The sequence below is a fragment of the Streptomyces wedmorensis genome (assembly GCF_000716445.1).
Classification (GTDB): domain Bacteria; phylum Actinomycetota; class Actinomycetes; order Streptomycetales; family Streptomycetaceae; genus Streptomyces; species Streptomyces wedmorensis.
This window is the reverse complement of the sequence record NZ_JNWK01000009.1, coordinates 138,611-151,921: the sequence shown is the minus strand read 5'-3', so window position 1 is coordinate 151,921 and position 13,311 is coordinate 138,611. Positions and strand designations below refer to the sequence as shown.

Genomic DNA, 13,311 nt, shown 5'->3' with positions numbered 1-13,311 from the left:
ACGGGTGGGTGCTCAGCGGATGGCGCGCGCGGCCGCGAGAATCACGTCGGTGACCACCGCCGGGCGGGAGACAGCGACGGCGTGCGACGCGTCCACCTCGGTGGTGCGGGAGCCGGCGCGCCGGGCCATCCATCGCTCGGCGGCCGGCGGGATGTTCTTGTCGGCGGTGGCGATGAGCGCCCAGGACGGGATCGTCTTCCACGCCGCTTCCCCGGCCTGCTCGTCCAGCGCGAGGGTGGAGACCGGGCGCTGGGTCGCGGCCATGACCGCCGCGTCGGCGGCGGGGACGTCGGCGGCGAACTGACGGTGGTACTTGGCCTGGTCGATGACGAGTTCGGTGCCGGTGCCACCGCCGGGCAGCGGGTACGGCTGCGGGTTCACCGTCCCGCCGAGGGTGGAGCCGGGGAACTTCGGGCCAGCTGGGCAGCGCTCTCGCCCTTGTCCGGGGTGAACGCGGCGATGTAGACGAGGGCCTTCACTCGGCTGTCGCCCACGGCGGCACCGCTGATGACGGCGCCACCGTAGGAGTGGCCGACCAGGACGACGGGCCCGTCGACGCCGGCCAGTACGCCACGGAGGTAGGCCGTGTCGTCGGCGAGACCGCGCAGCGGGTTGGCGATGGCGACGACGGGGTAGCCCGCACGGCGCAGACGCTTGATCGTGCCACTCCAGCTGGATGCGTCGGCGAACGCCCCGTGGACGAGGACGATGGTGGGCTTGGGAGCGTGCCGGTCGCTGCCGGCCGCGGGCGAGCTGCTGGTGGGTGCGGCACCGATCAGGGAGGCCAGCGTCGCGGGCAGGGCGAGGGCGAGCGTGAGGGTGCGCTTCGTGGGAAGCATGTGCGGTTCCTTGTCGGGTACTTGTGCCAGTGCGGAGGGACGGGCGGTGGACGCCTCAGAGGCCGTACGCCTCAAGCAGCCGCAGCCAGACCTCGCTGACCGTCGGGAAGGCGGGGACGGCGTGCAACAGACGTTCGAGCGGGACTTCTCCCACGATGGCGACGGTGGCCGTGTGGATGAGTTCGGTCGCCATCGGGCCGGTGAGCGTGCAGCCGACGACGACTCCCCGCGTCTCGTCGACGACGAGCTTGGCGTGACCGCGGTAGTCGTCGGCGTACAGCGCGGCTCCCGCGACGTCGTCGATGCGGTACTCCACCGCGCGTACCGCGATACCCGCTTCGCGTGCGGCGCGTTCGGTGAGACCGACGCTCGCGATCTCGGGATGGGTGAACACGGCCTGCGGGACGGCGACGTGGTCGGCCTCCGCGCTCCAAGCCTGCCAACCGCCGGTGTCGACCGGACGGCCCACGGCCCGCTCGGCGATCGCCGCGGCGCAGGCGCGGGCCTGGTACTTGGCCATGTGGGTGAGCGGCGCACGGTGGTTCACGTCGCCCGCGGCGTAGAGCCAGTCCCCGTCGAGGGCGGTGACGCGGCAGGTGTCGTCGACCGGGAGCCAGTCACCGGCAGGCAGTCCCACGGTCTCCAGGCCGAGGTCCGCGGTGCGCGGACGGCGGCCGACCGCGGCAAGCACCTCGTCGCAGACGAGGGTGGCTCCGTCGTCGGTCTCCACGGTCACGGCGCGGGTGGTCCCGTCACGGGCGACCCGGGTCGCCGAGACCCCGAAGCGGATCGTGACCCCCAGACCGGTCAGACCGCGCGTGACCTCTTCGCCGGCACACGGCTCCCAGCCGGTCAGCAGTGCCTGGTCACGGACCAGCAGAGTGACGGAGGAGCCGAGCGAGCACCACGCGGTGGCCATCTCGCAGGCCACCACTCCCCCACCGATGACGACGAGCCGCTCCGGCACCGCATCGGCCGTGGTGGCCTGCCGGCTGGTCCACACACCGATCCGGTCGATCCCTTCGACCGGCGGCAGAGCGGGTTCCGTGCCGGGGCTGAGAACGACCGCGAGCCGGGCCCGAAGGGTGTGGACCGCACCGTCGGCCCCGGTCACCTCCACCCGGCGCTCTCCGGCGAGGCGTCCATGCCCTCGTACGAGAGGGATGCCGGCGCCGCTCAGCCAGTCGGCCTGACCGGTGTCGTCACCGCGGCCGGTGAACCGGTCGCGGCGGGCCAGGACGCGCGCCGGGTCGAGCGCCCCGGTCACCGACTGCCGTGCCCCGTCGACCGACCGCGCGGCCTCCCGGGCCGCGCCGGGTCGCAACAGGGCCTTGCTCGGCACGCACGCACGGTAGGAACACTCGCCGCCGACCGCCTCGGCCTCGACGACGACGGCAGTCAGTCCTGACCGGACGACCCGGTCGGCGACGACCTCGCCGCCCGGACCGCCACCGACCACGACGACGTCGTACGTGTCCATCAGCCGCGCACCAGAGGGGTGTCCACGAGGTGCTCGGCCAGGAACCACACCTGCGCCTCGCCGGTGCGGATGACATCGGAGACGAGCAGGTCGGCGCTGCCCTCGTCGCCCTCCCCAGAGAGCCGGGCGGCGGCGTCCCGGGCGTCGATCAGGATCCGCTCGTGCGCGTCGAGGAGCCGCGACAGCATGACGGGCACCGGCTCCACACCGTCCGGCGGCCGGGGTATCGCGGTCAGTTCCGCAACGTGGCGCGGGTCTCCGACGGCGACGCCGCCGAGGCTCTGGACCCGCTCGGCCAGCGCGTCAACGATGGCCAGTTGGGCTTCCGCGTGCTTGTCCAGCATCAGGTGGAGCGAGTAGAAGGTCGCCCCGCGCATGAGCCAGTGGTGCTTCTTGTAGAGGGAGTACAGGATCTGCGTGTCGGCGAGTACGCGGTTCAGCCGCTGGCACGCGTACATGCGGGTGTCGTGGCCGAGACCGATCGGCAGCTGCTTGAGCGTGCCGAACGCCTGGGTCTCGGCGCCCTTCTGATGCAGCAGCGGCTGACCGCCGCCGTGCGGGGTCGTGAGGGTGTCCATCGGGTGCTCCTGTTTGAGAGAGAGGGTGGGAAGGGCCCGGCCGCCCGGTCCGGGGTACGCAGGCGGCCGGACTGGTCTGCGCAGCTCGCGCTCAGCGCTCGGCGACCGTCGGGGCGGCGCGCCGGTGTAGGACGAGCCGGGTGAGGAGCCCGCTGCCGAGACCGGCCACGAGCGCGAGGGCGGCCCACCACAGCGGGTACGGCGTGAGGCCGAGGGCCGCGTCGAGGGACCAGGTGCCGGGGCCGGTGGCGGCGAGGGCGGCGGCGGTGCCGATGAGGACGAGCGGGTACTCATATCCGTCGTTCTGCACCCAGAGCCCGTGGCGCCATTTCACGGTGAGCGCGACCGTCATGACCCCGATGGCGCCGGTCGCGGCGAGCGGGGTCAGGAGGCCGACGGCGAGCAGCAGGCCCGATCCGATCTGACCACCGCCCGCCGCCAGGGCGGTGAGGGCACCGCCGCGGAAGCCGTCGGCGCGGAACTCCTCGGTACCGCCCTCGAGTCCCTTGCCGCCCAGGTGCGAACTGATCTTCTGCACCCCGTGGCCGGCGACGAGCAGTCCCACCAGCAGACGCAGGATCAGAATGCCGGTGTCCACAGGGGTCAGCCGGCGGCGTGCGCGCCGATGACGCTCTGCGCGTACACGACACCCAGGCCGTACGCGCCCGCGTGCGCCTTGACGATCTCCATGACCGCGCCGTACGTCTCCTGACGCGCCCAGTCGCGCTGCAGCTCCAGGAGCACCTGGACCCAGGTCACCGGGACGGCGCCGGCGGCGATCATCCGCTGCAGCGCGTGCTCGTGGGCGGCCGGGCTGACGCCACCGGAGGCGTCGGAGACCACGTACACCTCGTAACCCTGCTCCAGGGCGGAGAGCGCGGGCAGCACCAGGCAGACCTCGGTCCACAGGCCGGACAGGATGATCTTCTTGCGGCCGGTCGCCTTGACCGCCGCCACGAGCGCCTCGTCCTCCCAGGCGTTCATGGTCGTACGGTCGATGACCTCCTGCTTGGGGAACACCTCGGCAAGCTGCGGCAGCAGGGGCCCGGAGAACGACTCGGCGGCCACCGTGGTCAGGACGGCCGGCACATCGAACGCCTGCGCCGCCTTGGCGAGACCCACGGTGCTGTTGATGATCGCGGCGCGATCGCCGCTCCCGGTGCCGAAGAACATCTGCGGCTGGTGGTCCACGAAGAGCATGACCGCGTTGTCGGGGGTGAGCAGATCCTTGCTCGGGGCGGCCTGCACCTTGGTGATGTCGAACATGAGGGGTCCTTTCGGAGCGATCGGTATCGCGCCCGCAGCGTTCACGGCCGGGCACACCTCGAAAGTACGACCGGCACAACCGGCCGACTTTGCTCCCTGTGCCCGGGAGTTGGCACGACAGCGCACTACCCCCACAGTCCTACTCGATCGCACCAAGGCCTCGATCACCTCGCAGAGCAAGATCCGGACCATTCTCGGACCAGGCCGCAAGCCCGAAGCCCAACAGATTGTTTCTGCTGGTCAACGGCTTGCCGTTCTTGTACCACCAGCAGACGGAGAACCTGCTGGCCAGCTACTCGCCGAAGAAGCTCGGATGTGAACCGCCGCGGCCCACCCCGGCCATGTGGCCGCCGTCGCCGCGTTCCACGGCCCCATGGGGGTCGACGGCCCCGACCTCTTCACCGGACTCACCGCCCAGGTCCACCTCGGCCATGCCGAAGGAGACTTGACGTCCGAGCCACATCTGACCTACGCAGCCCCTCCGGGCCCGCCGACCGGCGACGGGTTCCAGGCCCGGCACATCGGCCCTGGAACGTACGCCCCTCTCCTGCCTGTCCACCGCGTGAGCACGTGCCGACCACATGTGCGTCAACCTGGCGGCTCATGATTCAACCTTCCAGGTGGCGTGTGAACGCCAGAGAGCCATGTCATCCGGTCAGTGCGGGAGGTACGCGCGAGAGCGGTGGGCCCGAGGTGTCCGACGGGGTCACCGGTGGGGCCGAACAAGGGTCGGCGAGGCCGTCAGGCGCGCGAGGGGGCGGGTAAACCCTCGGTTCGGTGCTGGCCGGGACACCTCCGCCACGGCTGTACCCGGGGCGGAGGGGGCGCTGAGCTACGGGGTGTTCCGACCCCCTCGCCCCGTGTCCGGGGGCTGCGGGGTCTCTCGCGCACCGTCGAACGATCGGAGATGGCACCATGAGCACACCTCCTTCCGTCCCGCTGCGGGTCGCTCTCGTGAACGGGAGTTTCGAACAGCCGGCCGTGACCGACATGGCGTTTCTGCCGGACGCGTCGCAGACGCAGGCGCCGCGGCATGTTCCGGGCTGGCTGACCACAGCCACGGACCACATGGTCGAGCTGTGGCATTCGGGATTCAACGGCGTGCCGTCCGCGGAGGGCGAGCAGTTCGCCGAGCTGAACGCCAATCAGGTGTCCACGCTCTACCAGGACCTGCCGACCACGCCGGGCACGAAGCTGTACTGGCGGCTCTACCACCGGGGCCGGCAGGGGCAGGACACGATGGCGCTGGACATCGGGGCGCCGGGGAGCCTGGTCGAGCAGCGCTCCTTCACGGACGGGAACACGGCGTGGGGGTACTACACGGGCACGTACACGGTGCCGGCCGGGCAGGGCACCACGCGTTTCGCGTTCCGGTCGGTGTCGGCGGCCGGGGGCAACCGGGGGATCGGCAACTTCCTGGACGGCGTGTTCTTCGGTACGGCTCCGCTCGTGGTGCTCACCAAGACCGCGGTGCCGGAAGGGCCGTTGGACGTCGGTGATGTCGTGACGTACCGAATCACGGCCAGGAACGAGGGGGGTGGGGCCGCCGAGCGGCTGACGCTGACGGACGTGCTGCCGCCGGGGACGACGTACGTGCCCGATTCCCTCCGGGTCGTCGACGGGCCGAACGCCGGCGTGAAGACCGATCGTGCGGGTGACGACCAGGCCGCGTACGACTCCGAGAGCGACACGGTCGTCTTCCGGCTCGGGACCGGAGCCTCCGCGTCCCAGGGTGGCAGTCTGGCCAACACGGCCGCGCTGCCGGAGGGGACCACCGTCGAGTACCGGGTGGTCCTCGGCCTGGAGACGGCGGGCACGCGGGTGGTCAACACCGCCGTCGCCGCGTACGAGAACCGGCTCGGCACCACCCCCGAGCCGCTGACGTCCACGTCCGACGAGGCCGTGACCGAGGTCAGGCCGGCGGCCGACCTGGACGTGGTCAAGGCGGCCGACGCAACCACCGTGACCGTCGGGCAGACCGTGACCTACCGGCTGACCGTCCACAACGCCGGTCCCAGCCCGGCGACCGGTGTGACCGTCGCCGACCGGCTCCCGAACGGGCTCGTCTTCCTGTCCGCCGACGCGAGCGCCGGTGCCCACGTTCCGGAGACCGGGCAGTGGTCCGTCGGCGAACTGGCCGTCGGGGCCCGCGCCACCCTCGTCCTGCGGGCGAAGGCCACCAGGGCCGCCCGTCTGACCAACACGGCCACCGTCACGGCCGTCGAGAAGGACCCTGACCCGTCCGACAACACCGATTCCGTCGTCGTCTGCGTCGAGCCCGCACCGGCCTGCTGCGCCCCCTGCGTGCCCCGTTCCTGAGGAGACGGGGGGGGAGGAGACCGGCGTACAGCACGGGAAGCGGCGGCCGTGCCGGCCTTGCGGCACGGCCGTCGCCACTCATCCGCGTACCTCCCCGCCGCGGCGGGGAGGTACGTATACGGGAGAGCGGGGCCGCGGCGTCCGCGTGCGGTTCCGTCAGGCTCGGGGCGGAGCCGCGTCGGGCGTGCCGGACGCCTCGGCAGGGGCCGTCGAGAGGGGCTCGGCGATGTCCTCCAGGGAGCGGCGTTCCGCCTTGACCGCGAGGAAGGCCGCCACGATTCCGGCCGCGCACATGAGGCCGGCGCCGATCTGGAAGGCTAGGACGGTCTCCGACGGGATGCCGGACTCGGTGAGCTTGGCGAAGATCAGCGGGCCGCTGATGCCGCCGGCCGCGGTGCCGATCGCGTAGAAGAAGGCGATGGCCATGGCGCGGGTCTCCATCGGGAAGACCTCGGAGACGGTGAGGTAGGCGCTGGACGCGCCGGCGGACGCGAAGAACAGCACGACGCACCAGCAGGCCGTGAGCGTGGTGGCGCTGAGGACGCCGCTGCCGAACAGCCATGCCGTGCCGAAGAGCAGGAGACCGGACAGGAGGTAGGTGGACGAGATCATGACGCGGCGTCCGACCGTGTCGAAGAGCCTGCCGAGGAATAGCGGGCCGAGGAAGTTGCCCGCGGCGATGACGGCGAAGTAGTAGCCCGTCCGGCCCGTGGGGACGTCGAAGAAGGTGGAGAGGATGGTGCCGAAACCGAAGGTGATGGCGTTGTAGAGGAACGCCTGGCCGATGAAGAGGGAGAGGCCGAGGACGGCGCGGCGCGGGTAGCGGCGGAAGACGGTCTTCGCGATGAGTCCGAAGCCGATGCCGCGTCGCTGGTGGATGGTGATCTCGCCGGCGGGCTCCGGCAGCGGGCGGCCGTGTTCCTCCTCGACCTCGCGCTCGACGGTGGAGACCAGTTCCTCGGCCTCCTCTCCGCGTCCGTGGATGAACTGCCATCGTGGACTCTCGGGGACGTGCCGTCGGACCAGGAGGATCACCAGACCGAGGACGACGCCGAGGGCGAAGCTGAGCCGCCAGCCCATGTCGAGGGCGAAGATGTCGGTGTCCAGCATGACGATGGAGAGCAGGGCTCCGCCGATGGCTCCGAGCCAGTAGCTGCCGTTGATGATGAGGTCGACGCGGCCCCGGTAGAGGGAGGGGATCAGTTCGTCGATCGCCGAGTTGATGGCCGCGTACTCGCCGCCGATCCCGAAGCCCGTCAAGAAGCGGAAGAGGAAGAACCACCAGGATTCCATCGACAGGGCGGTGAGGGCGGTGGCTCCCAGGTAGACGGCCAGCGTCACCATGAAGAGCTTCTTGCGGCCGTAGCGGTCGGTCAGCCGGCCGAAGAAGAGTGCTCCGGAGCAGGCGCCGGCGACGTACAGCGCGGCGGCCGTTCCGGTCACCTGGGCGGCGGTGATGTCCAGGCCGCTGCCGCTCTCGGCGAGACGGCCGGCGATGTTGCCGACGATGGTGACTTCGAGGCCGTCCAGGATCCAGACGGTCCCGAGGCCGATCACGATCATCCAGTGCCAGCGCGACCAGGGCAGGCGGTCCAGTCGGGCCGGTACGGCCGTGGTCACGGTTCCTGTGGCTGCGGGTACGGACGTGCCCCGCCTCGTGTCTTCGGTCATGACTCCCTCTCTTCGGGCGCCTTCCTCCGGGTGCCCCGCTCCGGAGGGGTCATGCCTGCGGGATCCGGACGCCTTCTCCGGTACGGGGGCGCGCGGGGCAGCGGTCCACGGGAACACCCGTGATCCGGGAGGCCCCGCGCCCGGAATCGGGCCCTGGTGAGGGCTGTCCGGATGACGGACGGCCGGTTGTAGGGTGTCCGCCATGCCCTGCGTACTCGTGGTCGAAGACGACCCCAGCATCCGTGCCTCGCTGATGGAGATCCTCGCGGAGCACGGCCATGCGGTGCGCAGCACGGGCGACGGGTTCGGCGCGCTGCGCGAGGTCACGCAGGGCTCGCTGGACGCGGTGGTGCTGGACCTCGGCCTGCCCGATCTCGACGGCGGCGACGCGCTGCGCATGATCCGCGGGATATCGAACGTGCCCGTGGTGGTCGCGACCGCCCGCGACGACGAGAGCGAGATCGTCAAGCTCCTGAACGCGGGCGCCGACGACTACCTCGTCAAGCCGTTCTCCGGGGCACAGCTCCTGGCCCGGCTCTCGGCGGTGCTGCGGCGCACCGCGGTGCCCGCCGCAGTCGCCGGACAGGCCCCGCCCGCCGATCCGTCGAGTCTGGTGACGGTCGGTGAGCTGACCGTGGATCCGCCGGCGCGTTCGGCCTATCTGGCGGGGCGTGAACTGGTTCTCACGCGCCGGGAGTTCGACCTGCTGGCCTTTCTCGCCCGGCACGCCGGCACGGTGGTGTCCCGGCACCGGCTGCTCGCGGAGGTCTGGCAGGAAGCCTACATCGAGGACCAGACCATCGACGTGCACGTGTCCGCGCTGCGCCGCAAGCTCGGTGAGCGGGCCTCGGCACCGCGCTATCTGCGCACCGTGCGCGGGGTGGGCATCAAGCTGGTGGCGCCGCACTGAGGAGGGGCTCAGGAGGGGGTGCCGAAGTCCTGGGTCCACCAGGGGCCTCCGTCGGTGCTGACGCCGACGCCGATCTCGGTGAAGCCGCAGTTGAGGATGTTGGCCCGGTGGCCGGGGCTGTGCATCCAGGCGTCCATGACGGCGGCCGCGTCGACCTGTCCCTTGGCTATGTTCTCGCCGGATCGTGACCAGGTGTATCCGGCCGCCTCGATGCGGTCCTGCGGCTGGGAGCCGTCGGTTCCCGTGTGGGAGAAGTTGCCGGTGGCGGCCATGTCGTCGGTGTAGTCCTGAGCCGCCTCGGTGAGGTCCGCGTCGACCGTCAGGGCCTTGCAACCCGCCGCTGCGCGCTCGACGTTCACGAGGCGTACGACCTCCTCGGCCTCGTCGCCGCCCGCCGGGCGCGTACCGCTGTCGGGCTCGGTGGCCGGCGGCTTCTCGGTGGCCGGGGGCGCGGACCTGGGCTTCTGCGCGCCCGGGGACGCGGAAGGTCTGGCCGCCCTGGCGGTGGCCGAGGACGGTGGGGTGGCCGAGGGGGCCGTCGGCGTGGTGGAGAGGGTCGTCAGGGTGTGCGGGGCGGCCGACGGGGACGTCGGTGCGGTCGACGGTGCGGTGGTCGGCGGTCCGGTGGTCGGCGTCGGGTCGGGCGGGCCGCCGCCCAGGGCGACGGATTCGGCCTTGTCGTGCGCGGAGCCGACGAGCTCGACGCCTGCCAGGCAGACGGCGGCGACGGCCAGGGTACCGAGGCCCGCCACGGCGGCTGTGACGCGCGGGCGACGCGGGGCGCGGTGTCCACGACGTCCGTGGGCGGCTCGGGGACTCATCTCGGTTTCCTCCAGGGGGTGTACGGGTGCGGTGGCGGGGCCGGCCCAGGTCCGTGTCGGCTCGGGCGGGTTCCGTGCGGCGGAGAGGGTCCGCCGGCGCCGAGACGGGAGCGTAGGCGTGCCGAAGCTGCGAGAACGCCGTCTGAGGGATGCGCTCAGGAGGACCTAAGCAACGGCTCAGGTTCGGGACCGGCTCGGGGCGGTCGCGCCAGGTCGGGCCGCCGGTCGCGTCGGCCCGTACGGGACACGTGCGCCTCTCCGTGAACGAGGGCGGGGTGGGTGGTGCGGTGGGCGTCGGCCACACTGATGCGGTGCCACGCCTCCTGCGCTATCTCCTCATATGGCTGTCGTGCACCGCGGCCAGCGTCACCGCGGTGATGCTCACGGTGTACTTCGTCATCGGCCTGACCCGACCGACCCCGCCCGCCGCGCGGTCGGTCCAGGCGGTGTACCCCTCCCCGTCCGTCCTCGTGGGGGTGCCGGCCTCGTCCGTCGCGACCACGCCGAAGGCTCCCACCACCACGCCCGCGTCCCCCTCGTCACCGCAGCCGACCACCCGTACGCCCTCGCCGTCGCCCTCGGCCACGCGGGCGCCCGTCACGTCCACGCCCCGGCCGTCGGCCTCGAAGTGCAGCGGCGGCCCCGGGCTGCACACGGTTCCCTCCGAGGGGGGCAAGGTCACCGTCCAGTACGGCCGCGACAGCGTGTGCTTCGTCTCGGCTGTTCCCGATCCGGGTTTCCGCACGAGCACCGGTCAGAGCGATCCCGGCACGCTGGTGGTCGTCTTCACCAGCGACGACCACCGTTCGCAGATCACGGCGACCGTCGTGCCGGCGGCGCAGGCCAGCGTGCGCGAGACCCGGTTGTGAGTCCTCGGGCAGGCGCCGCGGACGGCCGGAGAACCCCTGGTGAAGGGCTTGCGGTCGCGAACCTGAGCAGTTCCTTAAGCGTGCCTGATGGGTGGCATCAGGACGGTCCGGGACGCGTTTTCGGCACCTAAGCTCACGGTCGGTCAGGACGATCGCTCCGGCCCCGGCGGACAGGACGCCGGGCCGCGTCCTGCGCCCGCTCCGGCATCGGCCGCCTCAAGGCCCCGGAGAGCTCACCGACACAAGGGGTTGATCCGTCATGGCCGCACACCGGCGCAAACAACGCACCGCCGGCATCCAGGGCCTCGTCCGCTTCTCGGCCGTCTCCCTCACGGTCGCCTCCGCCGCCGTCGCCACGGCCTGCGGAGTGGGCGGCTCGAAGAACGACGCGGCGCAGAACGTGTCCGTGGCGGCGGCCCCGGACGCGCCCGCCGACCAGGGAACCGGCGCCCCGGCGTCCATGGGGGCGGCGACGGCATCCTCCTCCCCCACCGCCGCGGCGACGTCGGTCCCGCCGACGACCCGGCCGAGCCCTTCCGCCTCCTCGCCCGTGGTCAAGCGCCCCGCGGCGACGACCAAGGCCGCCCCTCGCCCCGCCAGGACGACGGCCGCTCCCGCCCCGACCAAGCCCGCCGTGAAGAAGAGCGCTCCCGTCTCCGGCTCCTCGGGCTTCACCAGCGGCTACCCGACCGGTGCGGACGCCCGTGGGGCCGTCGAGGCCGCGGTCGCCGCCGCCAAGGCCGACGGCAAGAAGGTGCTGATCGACTTCGGCGCCAACTGGTGCGGCAACTGCAAGGCCGCCGACCGGGTGTTCGCCACGAGCGGCGTGGGGGCGCTCCTGGACGCCTCGTACCACGTGGTCAAGGTCGACATCGGCAGCCAGGACTCCTCGGCCTTCGACCTCCTGCGCGACTACTGCTCCGGCGAGGGCGCGTACAAGATGCCCGTCCTGGTCGTCCTCGACGGCAACGGCAAGGTGGTGACCGAGACGCACTCGACCGGCAACCCCGAGCTGACCGAGACGGGCCTCGGCGCGTTCCTGCGGAAGTGGGCCTGATGACGGCCCGCGGCCACAGACGCGGCGCGTCGGCGACGGTCGCCCTGTTCCTCCTCGCCCTCGCGGCCACCGGCTGCGGCGGGGGCGCCGTGGCGGGGGCGGACGGCGGCGCGCCGGGAGCGGGCACCGTCGAGACCGCGGCGGTGCTGCCGGTCGCCGAACGCCCTTCCGCGCCCGACACCTCCGGCCGGGACCTCACGGGCCGGGACCTGGCGCTGCGCTCGTACCGCGGCAAGGTCGTCGTCCTGAACGTGTGGGGTTCCTGGTGCGCCCCCTGCCGCGCCGAGGCCGCCGACCTGGAGGCGCTGCGCGGTGCGGCGGCGCCGCGCGGCGTGGAGCTCCTGGGCGTCAACGTCCGCGACCGTTCCACCGGGCCGGCCCGGGAGTTCGAGAGGACCTACGGTCTGCGGTACCCGAGCATCCACGATCCCGACGGAAAGCTGCTGCTGGCCTTCCCGCCCGCGCTGCTCAACCCGCAGGCCGTCCCGTCCACGCTGGTCATCGACCGGCAGGGCCGGATCGCCGTCGCCGTCTCCGGTCCGGTCACCCGCGCGCGGCTGGAGCCCCTCGTGGACCGGGTCGCCGGGGAGGACGCATGACCGGCCCCACGTGGGCGGCGCTCGCCGCCGGGCCGGCCGCCGGCGCGGTGTCGGGCACCCTGCTCCTCGCCGTGCCGGTGGCCGTGGCCGCGGGCCTGGTGTCCTTCCTCTCCCCGTGCGTCCTGCCGCTCGTGCCGGGCTACCTGAGCTACGTCACCAGCCTGTCGGTGTCCGACCTCGCCGAGGCGGACGGCGGGCGGCGCGGGCGGATGGTCGCCGGAGCGGCGCTGTTCGTCCTGGGTTTCAGCGGCGTCCTGGTGTCCGGGGGCGCCCTGTTCGGCTTCGTCGGGCGCAACCTGCTCGCCTACCAGGACGGCATCACGCTGGTCCTGGGCCTGTTCACCATCGTCATGGGCCTCGCGTTCGCGGGCTGGCTGCCCGGCTTCACCCAGCGCGAGCTGCGCAGCAGTCGCCGGCCCTCCTTCGGCCTGGCCGGCGCGCCCCTGCTGGGCGTCGTCTTCGGCGTGGGCTGGACCCCCTGCATCGGGCCGACCCTGGCCGCCGTGCAGGCCCTGGCCTGGAACGAGGCCAGCGCCGGGCGCGGCGCCCTCCTCATGGTCTGCTACTGCGTGGGGCTGGGCGCGCCCTTCCTGCTCACCGCACTCGCCTTCCAGCGGGCCCTGCGCGCCTTCCGCTGGGTCAGGAACCACCACGGGACCGTCATGCGGGCCGGCGGCGCACTTCTGGTCCTCGTCGGCGTCCTGCTGGTCACCGGCCTGTGGACCGACCTGGTGTACGCGTTGCAGGTAAGGCTGCAGGGAACGACCGCGCCCCTGTGAGCGCCGGTACCCGAGTACCGGCGCCACGTGCCCGGAAGGGCTCGACTCCCCCTGCGCACCGGACGGCTCCACTCCCCCGTACCCAAGAGGGCCGGTCGCGCCCCCGGCGTGCGGCCCACCTCC

At 72.4% G+C, this 13,311-nt stretch carries 12 protein-coding genes and 2 pseudogenes; 7 read left to right on the top strand and 7 right to left on the bottom strand.

What is annotated here, in order from left to right; all coding sequences use genetic code 11:
• Positions 1-12: 12 nt before the first annotated feature.
• From OO54_RS41425 to OO54_RS10165, 5 genes and pseudogenes are all read right to left on the bottom strand, one after another.
• Positions 13-839: pseudogene (locus tag OO54_RS41425) on the bottom strand (alpha/beta fold hydrolase).
• Between the two features lie 55 nt (positions 840-894).
• A complete protein-coding gene (locus OO54_RS10180; protein ID WP_033202514.1) occupies positions 895-2,319 on the bottom strand; it encodes a dihydrolipoyl dehydrogenase family protein in 1,425 nt (474 codons plus the stop codon).
• Positions 2,319-2,897, bottom strand: coding sequence for a Dps family protein (locus OO54_RS10175; protein ID WP_033202513.1), 579 nt, complete (start codon positions 2,895-2,897; stop codon positions 2,319-2,321). The genes OO54_RS10180 and OO54_RS10175 overlap by 1 nt, the downstream gene beginning before the upstream one ends.
• A gap of 91 nt (positions 2,898-2,988) precedes the next feature.
• The gene (locus OO54_RS10170; RefSeq protein WP_033202512.1) at positions 2,989-3,495 is read right to left on the bottom strand and encodes a DoxX family protein; all 507 of its coding nucleotides are present in this window, start codon (positions 3,493-3,495) and stop codon (positions 2,989-2,991) included.
• A 5-nt stretch (positions 3,496-3,500) separates the two neighbouring features.
• The gene (locus OO54_RS10165; RefSeq protein WP_033202511.1) at positions 3,501-4,163 is read right to left on the bottom strand and encodes a hydrolase; all 663 of its coding nucleotides are present in this window, start codon (positions 4,161-4,163) and stop codon (positions 3,501-3,503) included.
• Positions 4,164-4,482: 319 nt separating this feature from the next.
• Between OO54_RS10165 and OO54_RS47265 the strand changes: the two are divergent.
• Together OO54_RS47265 and OO54_RS10160 are read left to right on the top strand one after the other, a co-directional pair.
• Positions 4,483-4,620, top strand: a pseudogene (locus OO54_RS47265) (dienelactone hydrolase family protein); the annotation flags it as partial.
• Between the two features lie 458 nt (positions 4,621-5,078).
• Positions 5,079-6,482, top strand: a complete 1,404-nt coding sequence (locus OO54_RS10160; RefSeq protein ID WP_200146759.1) for a DUF7507 domain-containing protein — start codon at positions 5,079-5,081, stop codon at positions 6,480-6,482.
• Between the two features lie 156 nt (positions 6,483-6,638).
• On the opposite strand, the gene OO54_RS10155 is transcribed toward OO54_RS10160, so the two are convergent.
• On the bottom strand, positions 6,639-8,153 hold the full coding sequence (locus OO54_RS10155; RefSeq protein WP_033202510.1) for an MFS transporter: 1,515 nt from the start codon (positions 8,151-8,153) through the stop codon (positions 6,639-6,641).
• A gap of 202 nt (positions 8,154-8,355) precedes the next feature.
• Here OO54_RS10155 and OO54_RS10150 point away from each other — a divergent pair, with 202 nt between their 5' ends.
• Positions 8,356-9,063, top strand: coding sequence for a response regulator transcription factor (locus tag OO54_RS10150; RefSeq protein WP_033202596.1), 708 nt, complete (start codon positions 8,356-8,358; stop codon positions 9,061-9,063).
• Between the two features lie 8 nt (positions 9,064-9,071).
• Here the strand turns inward: OO54_RS10150 and OO54_RS10145 are convergent, their stop codons facing one another.
• Positions 9,072-9,884, bottom strand: coding sequence for a CAP domain-containing protein (locus tag OO54_RS10145; protein WP_157856449.1), 813 nt, complete (start codon positions 9,882-9,884; stop codon positions 9,072-9,074).
• 311 nt (positions 9,885-10,195) lie between these two features.
• Here OO54_RS10145 and OO54_RS47260 point away from each other — a divergent pair, with 311 nt between their 5' ends.
• The 4 genes from OO54_RS47260 to OO54_RS10120 all read left to right on the top strand — a co-directional run bounded on the left by OO54_RS47260 (position 10,196) and on the right by OO54_RS10120 (position 13,188).
• On the top strand, positions 10,196-10,753 hold the full coding sequence (locus OO54_RS47260; RefSeq protein ID WP_234439539.1) for a hypothetical protein: 558 nt from the start codon (positions 10,196-10,198) through the stop codon (positions 10,751-10,753).
• Positions 10,754-11,012: 259 nt separating this feature from the next.
• Positions 11,013-11,810 (top strand): thioredoxin family protein, encoded by a 798-nt coding sequence (locus OO54_RS10130; protein WP_033202509.1) that lies wholly within the window; start codon positions 11,013-11,015, stop codon positions 11,808-11,810.
• A complete protein-coding gene (locus OO54_RS10125; RefSeq protein ID WP_167348128.1) occupies positions 11,810-12,409 on the top strand; it encodes a TlpA family protein disulfide reductase in 600 nt (199 codons plus the stop codon). The genes OO54_RS10130 and OO54_RS10125 overlap by 1 nt, the downstream gene beginning before the upstream one ends.
• Positions 12,406-13,188, top strand: a complete 783-nt coding sequence (locus tag OO54_RS10120) for a cytochrome c biogenesis CcdA family protein (RefSeq protein ID WP_033202508.1) — start codon at positions 12,406-12,408, stop codon at positions 13,186-13,188. Before OO54_RS10125 ends, OO54_RS10120 begins: the two co-directional genes overlap by 4 nt.
• Positions 13,189-13,311: the final 123 nt, after the last annotated feature.